The organism is Telluria sp. RT2P19 (assembly GCF_059685725.1).
Map to the genome: position 1 here is coordinate 156,120 of NZ_JCASIL010000008.1, position 16,401 is coordinate 172,520.

Below are 16,401 nucleotides of genomic sequence, written 5' to 3' on the forward strand. Positions count from 1 at the left end.
CGTGAAGGAGAGTGAACGTGAGCAAGATGAGCTATCTGACCAATACCATGGCCAAAGCTGGTGCGATCGCCTGCCTGTTGCTACTGGGCGCCTGCAGCACACCACCAGCGCCACCTGCGGCGGCGCTGGCGCCGATCAACCCGGATTACCTGATCGGCCCCGGCGATTCGGTCAACATCATCGTATGGCGTAATCCCGAGGTATCGATGTCGGTCCCGGTGCGCCCTGACGGCAAGATCACCACGCCGTTGGTCGAAGACTTGCCAGCCGCTGGCAAGACCTCGACCCAGCTGGCGCGCGATATCGAAGCGGCATTGGCCAAGTTCATCCAGCAGCCGGTCGTGACGGTCGTGATCACCGAGTTCGTGGGCAATTTCGGCGACCAGATCCGTGTCATCGGTCAGGCCGCCCGTCCTCAAGCCTTGGCTTATCGTCGTGAAATGTCCCTAATGGATGTTCTGATTGCTGTCGGCGGGGTAACCGAATTCGCTGCGGGCAATAAAGCGAGCATTGTTCGTACCATTGATGGGAAACAAGAAAAATTCACCGTGCGGCTTGACGACCTTATCAAGGACGGCGATATCTCTGCCAACATGATGATGCGTCCGGGCGACGTTCTGGTCATTCCGGAAAGCTACTTCTGACTGTCGATTTTTTTTACAGATGGTCAAAGCACGCTGACAGTAAGTCCGGATCGTGCCATTATGCGTTCAGATATATGCTTGTTTCATAAGGGATTTTTCCTAATCGAAATTCTGGCATAGTAATTGCTGCCTGAAGTAGGCGCCAAACGCCACCCTAGGGAATAAAAACATGTCTACCGAACAATATCCGCATGACGAAATGGTGGCACCGCTGCCGCCGGTAGCGAACGCGGGCCGCCGTCGACTCGGGAAAGCCGGCATCGGCGCTGCGGGTGTTTTGCTGACGCTCGAAAGCAGGGTTGCTTTGGCGACCAACTACCGATGCGTTGCACCATCGGCTGCGTCGCTGTCGCATGGTGGCAACAGCAACTACGTCGAGAAAGGACGTTGCGAAGGGCAGCCTCCAAGCTATTGGTGCGAAAAATCGCGTCGTTGGCCATGCTCGAAGGAGATCGAGTTCGGCGCCCTGTTCAGGTGCGGCATGGATGCAAAATATGCAAAGGCAAAGCTGATCGATATCCTGAAAGGGTACGATACCCCTGACGACGAATTCTACAAATTTGTCGGCGGCGCTGTTGCCACGACCTATTTCAATATCCTGGCTGGTTACGTGACTGTCCTGGACGAAAAGACCTTGTACCAGATGTGGACCGCCATGCAGAGCGGCCAGGCCTACTCCCCGGCGCGCAATGTCTACTGGACCCCGAGTCAGGTGCGCAAATACCTGGAAAACACCTATCTTGCATGAAGCGCGCCATCGCTGGCAGGTAGCCGTTGGCCAGCGACTGAACCGGCGCGAATGGGACGGCGAGGCTGTCCTGTTCAACGATTTATCCGGGGCCACGCATCTGCTGTCGTCGACTGCCGTCTGGCTGCTAGAGCGGCTTGCCGAAGCGCCCGACGCGATCCCAGGCTTGGCGGCGGCGCTGAAATCGGCGCTTGCGGCCGAGATAGCCGAGGATCGCGACAACGGCGTCAACAGCGCCAGGGGCGATGAAGCCGGTGAGACGTCAGTCGATCACGCGCAACTGGCCGCCTTGCTGGCCGACCTTCACGCGCTCGACCTGATCGAACCATGCTGACCCTGTCATCCCTGACGCCGGCGCAGTTGCGCGCGCGCCTGGGCGGCCCGGGCCTCGACTTCCAGACCGGTCCGTTCGTCAACCGCATCCACTCGAATATCCCGCACCTGGCGGCGGGGCTGGCCTCGTTGTATGGCGATTATCCGCTGTGCCCGGCGGGCGGCTTTGCCGATTTCCATCTCGACTTGCGCCAGCCCGGCGGCATTCGCCGCTGGTGGCGGCCCCAGGTCCGGTTCCAGCAAGATGGGACGCAGCCGTTCAAGCCCTTGCCGGTCGCGCAGGCCCAGCCCTTTTGCGAGTGGATGATGAATTGGTGCGTATCGAACCGCGCTCACGGCTACCTGATCATCCATGCCGCGGTGATCGAAAAGAACGGACGCGCCATCATCTTGCCGGCGCCGCCGGGTTCGGGTAAGAGCACCCTGTGCGCGGCCCTGGTCTGTCGCGGCTGGCGCCTGCTGTCGGACGAGCTGACCCTGGTGCGGCATGACGACGGCCTGCTGGTTCCCGTGCCGCGTCCGGTGAGCCTCAAGAACCGCTCGATCGATGTGATCCGCGCGTTCGCCCCCGATGCCGTGTTCGGGTCGATCGTGCATGGCACCATGAAGGGCACGGTCGGATTGCTGCGTGCACCGGCCGACAGCATTCGTCGCGCCGGTGAGGCTGCCATGCCCCATGCGATCGTGTTTCCCCAGTGGGAATCCGATGCGCCTGCCGTGCTCGAGCCCATGCCGCGTGCGCGCGCGTTCATGCGCGTGGCAGACAATTCCTTCAATTACACTCTTCTCGGCGCCCGGGGCTTTGCGACACTGGCCGGCCTGACGGAGCATGCCTCGGGCTATGCGTTCCGCTACAGCAAGCTCGACGAAGCGATAGCGGTCTTCGACAGGCTGGTCGGGAAGGCAGCATGACGACGCCGGCGTCGCTACCGCTCCTGGTACGCGTGTTACGCGACCCGACGACGGCCGGAGGCCTCGATCCCGCTGCCTGGGACTTGCTGCTGCGCCAGGCCGGCAACGCCGATCTGCTGGTGAGCCTGCTGTACCTGCTGGAAGACGGCGGGCTGCTGGACGTGGTTCCCGCCGCCCCGCGCGCGCACCTGGAGTGGGCCCGCCTGGCGGCCGGCAACCATGCACGCGGCGTGCGCTACGAAGTGGCGCGCATTCGCGCGGCCTTGTCGGAGCTCGATGTGCCACTGATCCTGCTCAAGGGTGGGGCCTACGCGATGGCGGGCCTGGATGCCGGACGTGGGCGCCTGTTCTCTGACATCGACATCCTGGTGCCCAAGGCGCGCCTGGATGAAGTCGAGGCCGCGCTGATGCTGCATGGCTGGGCCAGCGCCCACCACGATCCCTACGACCAGCGGTATTACCGTGAATGGATGCATGAGATTCCACCGATGGTGCATGTGCGCCGTGGCAATACCATCGACGTGCACCATGCGATCTTGCCGGAAACGGCGGCCGTCCGTCCGGATCCCGACAAACTGCGCGCGGCCGCCGTGCCCATTCCTGGCCAGGATGGTGTATGGATGCTGTCGGCCCACGATATCTTCCTGCACAGTGCCGTGCATTTGTTTTCCGACGGCGAGTTCGAGCACGGCTTGCGCGACCTGTTCGACCTGCACCGCCTGATGCGCCGCTTCGACGCCGAGCCAGCCTTGTGGGCGGGATTGCCGGCGCGTGCGGCCGAACTCGAGCTTTGCCGCCCCCTGTTTTACGCGCTGCGCTATACCAGCCGCCTGCTGGGCAGCCGGATACCGCAGGCCACGTTCGAGGCCGCGCAGCGCGGCCGTCCGCCGGCGCCCCAGCTGGCGCTGATGGACGCCCTGTTCATGCGCAGCCTGCTGCCGGCCCATCCGAGTTGCCGCGATCGCCTGCATGGCGCTGCCATGTTGGCACTCTATATCCGCGGAAACTGGCTACGCATGCCTCCCTTGTTGCTGACACGCCACTTATTTCACAAAGCATTCCTGTCGCCGCGCGTGGCAGAGCGCGCCTAGCTGCTATCGTCATTGACAACGGCATGCCCAAAATGTCAAAAAGTTAAATACTTTTAGGTAATACAATTGATAAATTGTAATTTTCGATGCTATGATGATCAGGATTTCGCCGGCGCATGACGCGCTGGTCTGCCTGGAGAATGACCATGATCGAGACTTTGACGCCGGCGTCGCTCTGCGCCGGTCTGGATGGTGATGGTGCGGCCGTAGACGTGCCCAGCATTATCGACGTCGCCATCAACGAGCGCGTTTTCGGCATCCGCGCGGCCGATATCGATTCCCAGCGCAATTCCGCCAGCATGCTCATCAGTAAGATGTATTCCTGGCGCGGCTACAGCGGTAACCATCAGGTGCACAGCGATCCAAACCGCATTACCCTGACCGCTTCCGACCACGGCCAAGTGTTCGGCACTCTGAGCCTGGGAATCGATTCGGACGTCGGGCTGCTGGCCGACCAGGTGTTCAGGGATTGCATCGACGTGCGCCGCGCAACCGGCCGGGTATGCGAGATCACCAAGCTGGCGGTGGATCCGGCGGTCAAGTCCAAGGCGGTGCTGGCCTCGCTGTTCCACGTGGCCCTGATCTATGCGCGCGACCTGAACGATTGCAAGGATATCTTTATCGAAGTCAATCCGCGCCACCGCCGCTTCTACGAAGCCATGCTCGGCTTCCAGACCGTGTGCGAATCGCGTCCCAATCCACGGGTGCAGGCGCCAGCGGTCCTGCTGCGCGTCGATACCGCCTATGGCACCGAACAGGTGGCGAAGTGGGGCGGCATGCAGGATAAAGCGGTGGGCGAGCGCTCGCTGTTTCCCTGGTTCTTCTCGCCGCGCGAAGAGGCCGGCATCGTCAACCGCCTGCGGCTGCTGGGTTAAAGGCAGTTGTCGGGCATCGCTTGCCCGCTTGGCATTAAGCACCTATATTTCCCGCTCTACTTCATTCGACTAACAAGGACGCTCCATGACGACCGGTAAGACCAGGGATGAAATCGCCGAAGCCTATTCATCCGAACCATGGTGGTATGACCTGCGCGGCTTTTTCATTCTGACCTTCGCCTACAACAGCACCATCGGCACCCAGATGCGCTTCTTCGGGCCCAATTTCGGACCCGATCACCTCGAGGTCGCTTGCGGCACCGGCACCCTGCTCGAGATGGTGCTGAACTGGCGCCGCCGCCGCAAGCTCGCGCCGGTCAAGGTGACCGGCATCGACTATGCACCCTCCATGCTGGCCGGGGCCCGCCATCGTTTCCGTAACAATCCGCAAGTCGAGGTCCAGCATGCCGACGCGGCCCAGCTGCCGTTCGCCGACAACCGCTTCGACACCGCCAATATCGCCAACTCGATCCACTGCTTCCCGACGGTCGACGGCGCGCTGCGCGATATCCTGCGCGTACTCAAGCCGGGCGGCACGCTGGCGGCCAATGTACTGCTGTATCCGAGCGGGCTCGCGCCGCTTCGCTGGGCGGCGCAGAAGATCAATGAATGGGGTATTCGCAAGGGGATCCTGTATAGCCCGTTTCATATTGAGGAAATCCGTTCGAAAATGTTGGCAGCTGGATATGAAATAGCAAGCGAATTTGTTTCCGGAAACACCTGGAATGTAGTGGTACGGAAACCTCTGTAGTAGAAAACGATATGGTCTTGTAGGAATGTGCCGACAACGTTACATATCAAGTGTCGGCCTTCTTTACAGTGTTATTATTTTTATCATGAAATATTTCTATAAGTCCTTGATTTATAAGAAACCGATTGTCCTGGCATGGTAGTTGCTTACTCCAAGGGTGCGAAGTATGAACCCTACAACTCAGGAGATCCAAGATGAACGCAGTTTCGAAGTCCATTATTGCTTGCTCGATCGCCGCCGCTTCGATTTTCGGCGCGGCCAATGCCAACGCAGGCCCATTCACGGTCGATGTAGAAGGTCGTAACTTCACGTCCGACCGGATTATCGGTGACTACACCGAAGTTGCTACTTTCAACGATGATGGCACTTTCAACGTATCGCTGTACTGGGATGCGGGTCAGTTCTCGGGCGCGAAAAGCACTGGGCTGGGCGAGTTGTACAGCATGTATGCAACGTACACCGCACAAGGCACTTATTCGACCAGCAATAATGTGACCACCTTCCTGTTCAGCCAAAGCACTGGCGATCTGAACATGTACCTGGATCTGGACAACAACACCAAGCGTACTGCACCAGGCACCGGCAGTGGCGCTTTCACCCTTGCTGACAATGGCGATGACCGCCTGCTGGCAACCGGCAAGCCACTGGCTGGCGAAGGCACGCTCAATCCATACCTGAGCACCTGCGAGAGCGAGCTGAATCCGGATGGTTCCGGCATCAACTGCGGCAGCTTTGGTTCGACCACCTCGTTCTCCCTGACCGACTTCGGCAAGACGGTGTTCGTCGCACCGAACCCGTTCTACACGCTGTCGTTCCAGTCGGGTCAGCTGAACAACTTCACCCCGACCGATACCGTGGTGATCGAGGGTTCGCTGGACGTCGTGTTCCAGCGTCCAGGCGAAGTGCCAGAACCAGCTTCGGTCGGCCTGCTGGGTCTCGGCATGCTGGGCCTGTATGCTGCACGTCGTCGTAACAAGAAAGCCGCCTGAGGATAACGGCCTGCCAGTCAGGCCTGATGCCGTAGAAAAAAACCACTGCCGGGAAACCGGCAGTGGTTTTTTTGCGTCAATGTATCTGGCGCCGACGGCGCTTGAGCACTCGTTCAGCGCCCGGCCGCCATCCGCGCGAACTGCCGCCGCCCCACCGCCAGCATGAGCTGCTGGATCGGATGGCGATTGCCGCCGGGCCGCCAGGTGCGCTTGAGCTTGTTGCGATAGGCATCGAACTGCATGCCCCAGGGCGCCGCCAGCACGTCACCACGGCCGAGCAGGATCTTGAGCGCCTCGGTGGCGCAGATGCCGGCGCACAGCTGGCAGGCCATGAAGGTCGACGGGCCGCGCTGCTCGGCCAGGTTGACCGCCTCTGGCACCACCAGATAGGGCCGGTGCAGGCCGGCCGGGGCCAGGCCGACCACGAAGCGGATCGCCTTTTCCTGGTCCGGCAAATCCCCCCAGCCGAAATACTCCTCGAAAGTCATCTTGCCCGGCATGAAGTTGAGCAGGGCCGCGCCCATGCCCAGAGGCGCTCCGGTGGTGGCCGGGATGCCGAGTCGGGAGCAGGCGGCGAAGGTCTGCTGGCGCGCGTCGAAGGCGAAGAAGTCGAGGGCGTCGACATACAGGTCGACCCCGGCCAGGAAGGCGTCCAGGTTGTCCCGGTGCACGCCGTCCGGGAAGATCGTCACCTCGATCTCGGGATTGATGTCGCGCGCCATGCGTGCCAGCACCTCGGCCTTGGACTGGCCGACGGTCGACATCATGGCCCCGACCTGGCGGTTGAAGTTGACGATATCGAAGCTGTCGAAGTCGGCGATGTGAAAGCGCGTTACGCCCAGGCGGGCCAGGGTCAGCAGGTGCACGCCGCCGACGCCGCCGCCGCCGGCAATGGCGACGCGCTTGCCGCGCAGCCGTTGTTGTTCGTCCTGGGTGACCCAGCCGATATTGCGTGAAAATGCCTGTTCGTAGTTGAACGGTTTACTCATTGACGGTTCGGAAATAGGGGAAGTGGCCGTTATGCAGGATGCGATTCATCCATGCGCAGCAGGCGATTGATAATGCCACGCTCTTCACGTGGAGAAAAGAAATAAGGGTAGAACGAGCGTTCCTCGGTCTCGCCCTCGGCGGCCCAGGTGCCGCCGAAAAGGCGGATCTGCTCGGTGACGAAGACCAGGTTCACGCGCAGCAGGTAGGCCGGCGCATCGACCCGTGGATTGATCTTGAGCTCACCTTCCTTGCGAAAGCCCAGCATGCGTTCGTAGAAGCGGCGATGGCGCGGATTGACCTCGATGATGATGTCGGTGCAGCCATGCATGTCGCGCGCGTAGATCACGGCCAGGTGGAAGACATTGGCGAGCGCCGTTTTCGAGCGCACCGAGGGGTCGAAGGCGAACTTGGTGAACTCGCACAGCTTCGCGCCGCGCTGGCGGTGGGCATCGAGTTCGTCGCCGAAGATCTCGTCGGCCATCAGGCCGACCTCGGAATCGATGCCGATGCTGAGCGTGCCGACCACGTCGCCCTTGTCGGTGGCGGTCAGCGTGATGCGGTTGGGGTCGTTGCTGGGTTGGTGATCTCCGGAGTAGCCACGCCAGGCATACATCCTGTTGATCAGCATACTGGCCGAGTTACGGCCATCCGAAGTATCGGTAAGCCGGATTCCGTACGAATCGTCGTCCACGATAGACATCCTCTTATGAGAGAACGGTATCTTATCGTGACATCAATAAATCCAGCGTTCGATAGGATGAGGTCGCGGGCCTCGGGCCGCGGGCCGGAAGGTGCAATCAACAATCCGCCGCGAACCGGCCATGGTCCGCGGCGAACGATCCCGGTTACAGGGATTTGAGCAGGGCGCGCGCCTCGTCGGCCTGGGCGAACGGGGTGTTCGACGCCAGCAGCTTGTCGAGTTCGCGGCGTGCACCGGCCTTGTCGCCGCTCTTGTTCAGCGCCTGCGCCAGGTGGAAACGGATCTCCGCCGAATTCGGCGCCTGGCTGCTGGCTTTTTGCAGCAGCGGCAGGCCACGCGCGGTGTCGCCCTGTTCCACCAGCACCCAGCCCAGGGTATCCATCACGCCCGGGCTGTCGCTGGCCAGTTTGTACGCTTTCTCGGCGGTCGCCAGCGCGCGCGGATCCTTCACCTGCTGGTAGGCCCAGGCCAGGTTGTTCAGCACCAGCGGGTGCTCGGGCACACGCTTCTGTGCGTTCTCGAGCTGGGCGATGGCCGCCTTGTAGTCCTTGGCCGCCAGGTTGAGCTCACCCACCAGCAACGATACCCGCACGTCGTCAGGCTGGGATGCCAGCCAGGCCTGGCCGCGCGCCAGCGCTTCCTTGCTCTTGCCGCCAGCCTGCATGGCCTGCATCAGCTTGACAGTCAGCTCGGTCGAGCGCGCCTGAGACAGCCCTTTTTCATAGGCTTGCTGGGCCTGGGCAAACTTTTGCTGCGACATCAGCACGTCGCCTTCGAGGGCATGGCCGATTGGCGTCTTGGGCGCCGCTTTCTGCAGCTCGCGCGCCACCGTCAGCGCTTCTTCCGGACGCTTGCCGCGCAGCGCCAGCTCGGCCTGCATCAGGCGCGCCGGCACGAAGTCGGGCTGCAGGTCGACCGCGCGCTTGAGGTGGCTGGCGGCCGCGCTCTCGTTTTTCAGCGCCAGTTGCACCTGGGCCAGGCGCAGCTGGGCGCCGGGCGCCTTCGGCAGCACGTTCACCAGTTTGCTGTAGGTATCGAGCGCGCCGTTCAAGTCCTTGCTCGCCGCCTGCGACTGGCCGAGCAGCTCCAGCACGCCAGGGTCGGTCGGGTGCGTGGCCTGGTACTTGCGCGCCAGCGCCAGGGCCTTGGGCGCCTGCTCGGTCGCCAGGTAGTGCGCACCGAGCTTGAGGGCGGGAGCCGTGGCGTTCGGCGCGGCCGCGTTGGCTTTTTCGAACCAGGTCGTCGCTTCGGCCGTATTCTTTTGCACCATGGCCAGTTCGCCCAGCGCCGTCATGGCTTCGACGCTATCCTTGTTCTTTTCCAGGAAGGCCGTGAAACGGGCCTTGGCGGCATCCGGCTTCTTGTCCATCAAGTCCAGGCGCGCCAGGTTGGTCACCGCCGGCAGGAAGGTCGGCTGCAGCGACAGCGCCTTGTCGAAGGCGGCGCGCGCTTCCACATTCTTGCTCTGTACCATGTAGACCGCGCCCTTGAGTTGCTGCACCTGGGCGCTGTCCGGCTGCTGCTTCTCGAGCGCGTTGACGGCGGCCAGCGCCTTGTCGTAGCGCTTCAAGCTCATTTCGGTCTGTACCAGGGCCATGGTGGCCTGGAACGATTTCGGGTCGAGCGTAGCGGCCATTTGCAGGTCGCTGAGTGCGCCGGCCTGGTCGCCCTGCGCCAGGCGCGACAGGCCCAGCGAAGTACGCACGGCGGCCGCCTGCGGCGCCAGGGTCGCGGCCTGCTTCAGGTAGTCGCTGGCCTTGTCGAAGTTGCGCACCTGCATATAGGACTCACCGGCCAGCGCCAGCAGTTGCGCATCCTGCGGCGCATCCTTCAGCGCCGGCGCCAGGGTGGCGGCGGCATCGGCCGGCTGCGAGTTCTTCAGCTGGGCCTGGGCCAGCAGCTTGCGGGCGTAGATATTGTTGGGATTGCTGATCAAGTATTTGCGCAGGTGGAGCTCGGCTTGCTGGATATTGCCAAGGTGGAGATCGGAAGCGCCAGCGAGCAGCACGCTCGGCAGGTGATCCGGCGCCACCTTGAGGACCTTTTGGAGCGCTTCTTTCGCCACCGAGTATTTACCTTGCGAGAATTCCAGCAGGCCGCGGGAGTACACCACCAGCAGGCTGCCGGGCGCATTCTTTTCCCCCGCCTCGACTTCCTTCTTCGCCGCGTCGAACTTGCCGCGCGCGATCTCGATATAGGCTTTCTCGATATGGGCGCCGCGGTGGTCGGGCTGGAGCGCGAGCGCCTTGTCATAGGCGGCCAGTGCCTCATCGGGCTTGTTCATCGACCGCAGCATCGCGCCCTGCATGATGAACACTTCGGGATTCTTCGGATCCTTGGCCACGGCCTGGTCGACGTAGAGGACGGCGGCATCGCGTTCGCCGCGCGCGGCCGACAGGCGCGCCAGGCCCATCAGGGCGTCGCCGGAATTGGCGTTCGCGGCCAGCGCCGCTTCATATGCCTGCTTCGCCTCGTCGAGCTTGCCGCTGCCCAGCAGCGCATCGCCACGCAGCGACAGCATCGGCGCCGACTTGGCGGCAACCTCGGGAGTCAGCAATTCCAGCACTTCCTGGAACTTGCCTTGCTGGGCTAGGGTCTGGCCCAGCAGCGGCAGCACGCGTTCTGCCGGGATGCCGAGCGATCGCGCACGGCCCAGTTCCTTCTCGGCCGAGGCATGGTCGCCGGTGGACATCTGCAGCGTACCCAGTGCAAGGCGCGCTTCGCCGTCTTCCGGGCTGTTCGCCACGGCATTCTTGAGCTGGATCAAGGCCGCCTTGACGTCGCCCTTTTGCTGATATTGCTTGGCCTCCGCCAGCAGCGTCTCGGTCGACTGGGTGCGGTTACAGCCGGCCAGGCCGACGGCAAGGAGGGCGCCGGTCAGGACGGCGACGGACAATTTGTGCTTGGTAGGATGGCGCGGCATGTGGATTCCTCAGGCAGTGGAGACGGTCGTTTCGCCGGAAAAGCGAAATTCCTCAACAACAAATAATACCTGAAGGAACAGCTCATCCAGTGTACAAACGAATACGGTTGTTGCAAAAGTGACCCCATGCTTGTTGCATGGATGTTGAAAAAATTTTTATACCGGCAGTCAACCGTGGTCCGGGCCGCCGTCAAGGCCGGGATCGCGGCGCAAGCGCTGCAGCAGGGCTTCCACATTGTCGCCCACCGGCAAGCCGTGGCGCCGCAAGAGCTGCACATGCAGCACCAGGTTTTCCAGCACCAGCTTGGCCGACACCGCCAGCAGGGTGAGTGTGCGGTCTTCCTCGCTGAAGCTTTCCATCGCCGCCGCCATCTCGCACAGGTGGTTGGCAACGATGCCGCGCATTTCGTCCTCGGGGAAGGGCAGGTCGGCGAAGTCGATCGGGTCTTCCCGTTCGACTTCGCGCATCAGTTCGGCGAGCTGGTCGGGCTGGATGGTCATCGCGGCGCTCCTGCTGGTTGTACCGATATGGTGGACTGACCTATACGGAGGATTGACACCGATGTATCTTTCTGGAGTGACGCAATTGACCAGTCGCCCGGAGAGAGAATGCATGTGGATCATGCGCGAACCCGGCTCGGCTTATTCCTCGGCTGGCAGGTGCATTGACACGGTTGCGCGCAACCGATCCGCAAAACTGTAGAGGTCATCGATCTCTTCAAGTGCAAAGCGCTCCTCTGCCTTGTCCGCACCAAAAATACCGACCGCCAGTTTTTGCGTGTTGTTGAAGCGCAGTCGACAGACAGGTTTGCGATTATTGTCGTCCAGAAGGATAGCGCAATAGCTCAGGTTATCGCGCATGACGATACGTCGCGGGCTGACAACGTCGCGCAGAATCGAGCGAACGATATGCAGGCCCTCGATCTCCTCGGCAGTGGTTTCGACCTCCGGCTCATCCGCAGCATGGGAAATGATCGGTGCGGAATGCTCGGACATCGTTGGCAATTCGGCGGCCATTGCGCCTTTTAATCTGACATTGATGCGCTCGCTTAACAGCTGTTCGAACGCACGTTTTGTGATTTGCGCGAACTGGTCCTTGAGTGTCGGGGTAAAGCGCTTTCCGCCAAGCAGTTCGGCGGACAGCAGGCGTACCAGTTCGTCCGGAGGATTGGCCACCCATTCGTTCAGGCGTTCCTGGATTGCCCTTGTATATTTGAGATCGCTGGCCGTGTTGAGGATGGTGTCTATATCGAATCTCGACTTTGCAAACTTTTTCAGCTCTTCAACATCACGCTCCTTGAAGTCAAGAATATCGAATTCAAAGAATGGCGTGTTATCCATCTTGTTCGGCTGCTCAAGGTCAGTAAAGAAGCGGTAATTCAGGCCATTGGTAAGAACGCCAAAGCGCGATTCCGTGACATGGAAATAGCGAAATAGCTGACTTGCGTGATTGATATGCAGGTCGCCACCACACTTCTTGCATTCAAAGAGCATGATTGGATCGCCATCGCGGAGGATGGCATAGTCCACTTTCTCGCCTTTTTTGGTTCCGACGTCGGCAATCAGTTCAGGAGTAACTTCTGTTGGATCGAAGACGTTGTAGCCCAAGATTTGAATGAAGGGCATGACCATTGCATTCTTTGTCGCTTCTTCCGTCTGAATAAGGTCTTTTGTTGCACGAATGCGCGTGGCAAGTGCGTTGAGCTGGTCGATCAAATCCACGATGATGCTCCTTCAAGCTGAATTGAACAGGTAAAAGACACAACAAGACGATCAGGCGATTATTTCCATCTTGCACATTTTTTAACGCTGTATCAACCTTTTAATGAAGAGCCAAACGTGTGGCGCTTTTTCGCCACACGTTTGGCTTGAATCGAGCAGCACGACGATTCAAACGGCATACCTAAAGTCGATCAGGACGATGGATGGGCACGCGACCAGCGCGCCCGGTAGCGCTACATATTGCGCCGATACTGGCCACCGACCTCGAACAGCGCGGTCGTGATCTGCCCCAGCGAGCATACCCGCACCGCGTCCATCAGCCGCGCGAACACGTTCTCATTGTCGATCGCGGCCTGGCGCAGGGCGGCCAGGGCGGCGGGCGCCGCAGCGGCGTGACGGGTGTGGAAGTCTTCCAGGCGCTGCAGCTGCGATTGCTTTTCGTCATCGGTCGAGCGGGCCAGTTCGATCGTCGCCGGGGCGCCCGCGCCCTTTGGATTGCGGAAGGTGTTGACGCCGATGATGGGCAGGGTGCCGTCGTGCTTCTGGTGCTCGTACAGCATCGACTCTTCCTGGATCTTGCCGCGCTGGTAGCCGGTTTCCATCGCACCCAGCACGCCGCCGCGCTCGGCGATGCGCTCGAATTCCTGCAGCACCTGCTCTTCGACCAGGTCGGTCAGTTCGTCCATGATGAACGAACCCTGGTTCGGGTTCTCGTTCTTGGCCAGGCCCCATTCGCGGTTGATGATCAGCTGGATCGCCAATGCCCGGCGCACCGATTCGTCGGTCGGCGTGGTGATCGCTTCGTCGTAGGCGTTCGTATGCAGCGAGTTGCAGTTGTCATAGATCGCGATCAGCGCCTGCAGGGTGGTGCGGATGTCGTTGAAGTCGATCTCTTGCGCATGCAGCGAGCGGCCCGACGTCTGGATGTGGTACTTGAGCTTTTGCGAGCGGTCGTTGGCGCCGTACTTGTCGCGCATCGCCACTGCCCAGATGCGGCGCGCCACGCGCCCCAGCACCGTATATTCCGGGTCCATGCCGTTCGAGAAGAAGAACGACAGGTTCGGCGCGAAGTCGTCGATGTTCATCCCGCGCGCCAGGTAGGCCTCGACGAAGGTGAAGCCGTTCGACAGCGTGAACGCCAGTTGCGAGATCGGGTTCGCGCCCGCTTCGGCGATGTGGTAGCCCGAGATCGACACCGAGTAGAAGTTGCGCACGCCGTGCGTGACGAAGTATTCCTGGATGTCTCCCATCACCTTCAGCGAGAACTCGGTCGAGAAGATGCAGGTGTTCTGGCCCTGGTCTTCCTTCAGGATGTCGGCCTGCACGGTGCCGCGCACGGCCGTCAGGACCCAGGCGCGGATCTTCTGGGCTTCTTCGGCTGTCGGCTGGCGCCCGTTGTTCTCGACGAACTTGTCGATCTGCTGGTCGATGGCGGTATTCATGAACATCGCCAGGATGGTCGGCGCCGGGCCGTTGATGGTCATCGAGACCGACGTGCTCGGGCTGCACAGGTCGAAGCCGTCGTACAGCACCTTCATGTCGTCCAGGGTCGCGATCGACACGCCCGAGTTGCCGACCTTGCCGTAGATGTCGGGCCGCAGTGCCGGATCGGCACCGTACAGGGTCACCGAATCGAAGGCCGTCGACAGGCGTTTCGCGTCCATGCCGGTCGAGACGAGCTTGAAGCGGCGGTTGGTGCGGAACGCGTCGCCTTCGCCGGCGAACATGCGGGTCGGGTCTTCGCCTTCGCGCTTGAAGGGGAACACGCCGGCCGTGTAGGGGAACGCCCCCGGTACGTTTTCCAGCATCAGGAAGCGCAGGATCTCGCCATGGTCCTCGAAGCGCGGCAGCGCCACCTTGCGCACCGGGTTGCCCGACAATGTCGTTGAAATCAGGCGCGTGCGAATTTCCTTGTCGCGGATCCTGACCACGTGCTCATCGCCAGCGTAGGTGGCCTGCAACTGCGGCCACGACGCGACCAGCGCCTTGGCTTCGCCGTCCATGGCGTTGTCGCGCTCGGCGATCAGGTCGTCAAGGTCGGACGACTGCGCGGCGTGCCGATTGGCCGCGGCCAGCATGCGCTTCGCCTCCTGCAACTGCTGGCGCTCGCGCGCCAATTTCACCTGCTTGCCGACGCTGCGGTGGTAGCCGCGTACGGTGTCGGCGATTTCGGCCAGGTAGCGGCTGCGCGCCGGCGGCACAATCACGTTCTTGCCGCTCGAATAGCGCTGCGCCGGCGCCTGCAGGCTGCCCGTCTCCACTTTCAGGCCCAGCGCCGCCAGCTTCGGCAGCAGGCCGTGGTAGAGGGCGGTCACGCCGTCGTCGTTGAAGCGCGAGGCCTGGGTGCCGTAGACCGGCATCTGGTCCGGGCTCGTTGACCACAATTCGCGGTTGCGCTGGTATTGCTTGGCCACGTCGCGCAGTGCATCGAGGGCGCCTTTGCGGTCGAACTTGTTGATCGCGATGAGGTCGGCGAAATCGAGCATGTCGATCTTCTCGAGCTGCGAGGCCGCCCCGAATTCCGGGGTCATCACGTACATCGAGGTGTCGACATGCGGCACGATGGCGGCGTCGCCCTGGCCGATGCCCGAGGTCTCGACGATCACGAGGTCGAAGCCGGCCACCTTGCAGGCCGCGATCACGTCGGGCAGGGCCTGCGAGATCTCGGAACCTGCTTCGCGCGTGGCCAGCGAGCGCATGAACACGCGCTGCTGGCCGTTCCACGGATTGATCGCGTTCATGCGGATGCGGTCGCCCAGCAGGGCGCCGCCCGACTTGCGGCGCGACGGGTCGATCGAGATCACGGCGATGTGCAGGCGGTCGCCCTGGTCGAGGCGGATGCGGCGGATCAGTTCATCGGTCAGCGACGACTTGCCCGCGCCGCCGGTACCGGTGATGCCCAGCGTCGGCACGCGCAGCGCGTCGGCCGTGTCCAGAATCTCCTTGCGCAAGGCAGCGTCCACCTTGTCATTCTCCAGCGCCGTGATCAGCTGGGCCAGCGGGCGGTGGCGCGCGGCGATGTCACCCGCCTGCAGCGGCGCCAGCGAGGTCGGGGCATACGGTGACAGGTCGACGTCGCAGGCTTCGAGCATCGAGCGGATCATGCCGACCAGGCCCATGCGCTGGCCGTCTTCGGGGCTGAAGATGCGGGTGACGCCGTAGGCGTGCAGGTCCTCGATCTCGCTCGGGACGATCACGCCCCCGCCGCCACCGAATACCTTGATGTGGGCGCCGCCGCGCTGGCGCAGCAGGTCGATCATGTACTTGAAGTATTCGACGTGGCCGCCCTGGTAGCTCGAGATGGCGATGCCCTGTGCATCCTCGGCCAGCGCCGCGGTGACCACTTCGTCGACCGAGCGGTTGTGGCCGAGGTGGATCACCTCGGCGCCGTTCGACTGCAGGATGCGGCGCATGATGTTGATCGAGGCGTCGTGGCCGTCGAACAGCGAGGCTGCGGTGACGAAGCGGACCTTGTTGGCCAGGCGTGGCTGCTCGGGCAGGTCGAGCTGCGCCGCGGGAGTGATGTCGTTCATGAGGGCAGGGTCCTTGTAGGCGGTGAGGACGGGTATGCCGGTACGGTATATGACGTTAACGTTAACGTCAAGGCTGTGGCGAAGCAGTGCGATGCGTTCGACCCATTTTTCAATTTGTATCCACGAAGCAACATTGAGTTCAAAGAATCAATCTACTTGATATACTCGAGCATTAGTGGCGCGGGGCGCC

Annotated in this window: 14 protein-coding genes; 8 read left to right on the forward strand and 6 right to left on the reverse strand. The window is 61.8% G+C overall.

The window, feature by feature from the left end; genetic code table 11:
• The first annotated feature begins 26 nt into the window (after positions 1-26).
• The 8 genes from AC56KW_RS12385 to pepA all read left to right on the forward strand — a co-directional run bounded on the left by AC56KW_RS12385 (position 27) and on the right by pepA (position 6,343).
• On the forward strand, positions 27-644 hold the full coding sequence (locus tag AC56KW_RS12385; protein ID WP_497171082.1) for an XrtA/PEP-CTERM system exopolysaccharide export protein: 618 nt from the start codon (positions 27-29) through the stop codon (positions 642-644).
• A 169-nt stretch (positions 645-813) separates the two neighbouring features.
• Complete coding sequence (locus AC56KW_RS12390) at positions 814-1,392, forward strand: hypothetical protein (RefSeq protein ID WP_497171031.1); 579 nt, start codon at positions 814-816, stop codon at positions 1,390-1,392.
• Positions 1,385-1,726 carry an HPr-rel-A system PqqD family peptide chaperone gene (locus AC56KW_RS12395; RefSeq protein ID WP_497171032.1) on the forward strand — a complete coding sequence of 114 codons (342 nt, stop codon included), beginning with the start codon at positions 1,385-1,387 and terminating at the stop codon, positions 1,724-1,726. The genes AC56KW_RS12390 and AC56KW_RS12395 overlap by 8 nt, the downstream gene beginning before the upstream one ends.
• Positions 1,720-2,637 carry an HprK-related kinase A gene (locus tag AC56KW_RS12400; protein WP_497171033.1) on the forward strand — a complete coding sequence of 306 codons (918 nt, stop codon included), beginning with the start codon at positions 1,720-1,722 and terminating at the stop codon, positions 2,635-2,637. The genes AC56KW_RS12395 and AC56KW_RS12400 overlap by 7 nt, the downstream gene beginning before the upstream one ends.
• Entirely contained in the window at positions 2,634-3,728 is a 1,095-nt protein-coding gene (locus AC56KW_RS12405) for a nucleotidyltransferase domain-containing protein (RefSeq protein WP_497171034.1), read from the forward strand. Before AC56KW_RS12400 ends, AC56KW_RS12405 begins: the two co-directional genes overlap by 4 nt.
• 146 nt (positions 3,729-3,874) lie before the next feature.
• Positions 3,875-4,603, forward strand: a complete 729-nt coding sequence (locus AC56KW_RS12410) for a GNAT family N-acetyltransferase (protein ID WP_497171035.1) — start codon at positions 3,875-3,877, stop codon at positions 4,601-4,603.
• 85 nt (positions 4,604-4,688) lie between these two features.
• Positions 4,689-5,354 (forward strand): class I SAM-dependent methyltransferase, encoded by a 666-nt coding sequence (locus AC56KW_RS12415; protein ID WP_497171036.1) that lies wholly within the window; start codon positions 4,689-4,691, stop codon positions 5,352-5,354.
• A gap of 194 nt (positions 5,355-5,548) precedes the next feature.
• Positions 5,549-6,343, forward strand: a complete 795-nt coding sequence (gene pepA / locus AC56KW_RS12420; RefSeq protein ID WP_497171037.1) for a flocculation-associated PEP-CTERM protein PepA — start codon at positions 5,549-5,551, stop codon at positions 6,341-6,343.
• 113 nt (positions 6,344-6,456) lie between these two features.
• On the opposite strand, the gene AC56KW_RS12425 is transcribed toward pepA, so the two are convergent.
• From AC56KW_RS12425 to icmF, 6 genes are all read right to left on the reverse strand, one after another.
• A complete protein-coding gene (locus AC56KW_RS12425; RefSeq protein WP_497171038.1) occupies positions 6,457-7,332 on the reverse strand; it encodes a ThiF family adenylyltransferase in 876 nt (291 codons plus the stop codon).
• Positions 7,333-7,361: 29 nt separating this feature from the next.
• Positions 7,362-8,033, reverse strand: coding sequence for a GNAT family N-acetyltransferase (locus AC56KW_RS12430; protein WP_497171039.1), 672 nt, complete (start codon positions 8,031-8,033; stop codon positions 7,362-7,364).
• Between the two features lie 145 nt (positions 8,034-8,178).
• Positions 8,179-10,956, reverse strand: a complete 2,778-nt coding sequence (prsT, locus tag AC56KW_RS12435) for an XrtA/PEP-CTERM system TPR-repeat protein PrsT (protein WP_497171040.1) — start codon at positions 10,954-10,956, stop codon at positions 8,179-8,181.
• 168 nt (positions 10,957-11,124) lie between these two features.
• Positions 11,125-11,457 carry a hypothetical protein gene (locus AC56KW_RS12440; RefSeq protein ID WP_497171041.1) on the reverse strand — a complete coding sequence of 111 codons (333 nt, stop codon included), beginning with the start codon at positions 11,455-11,457 and terminating at the stop codon, positions 11,125-11,127.
• A 141-nt stretch (positions 11,458-11,598) separates the two neighbouring features.
• Positions 11,599-12,678, reverse strand: coding sequence for a type I restriction endonuclease (locus AC56KW_RS12445; RefSeq protein WP_497171042.1), 1,080 nt, complete (start codon positions 12,676-12,678; stop codon positions 11,599-11,601).
• 233 nt (positions 12,679-12,911) lie between these two features.
• Positions 12,912-16,211 carry a fused isobutyryl-CoA mutase/GTPase IcmF gene (gene icmF / locus AC56KW_RS12450; RefSeq protein WP_497171043.1) on the reverse strand — a complete coding sequence of 1,100 codons (3,300 nt, stop codon included), beginning with the start codon at positions 16,209-16,211 and terminating at the stop codon, positions 12,912-12,914.
• Between the last annotated feature and the right edge of the window lie 190 nt (positions 16,212-16,401).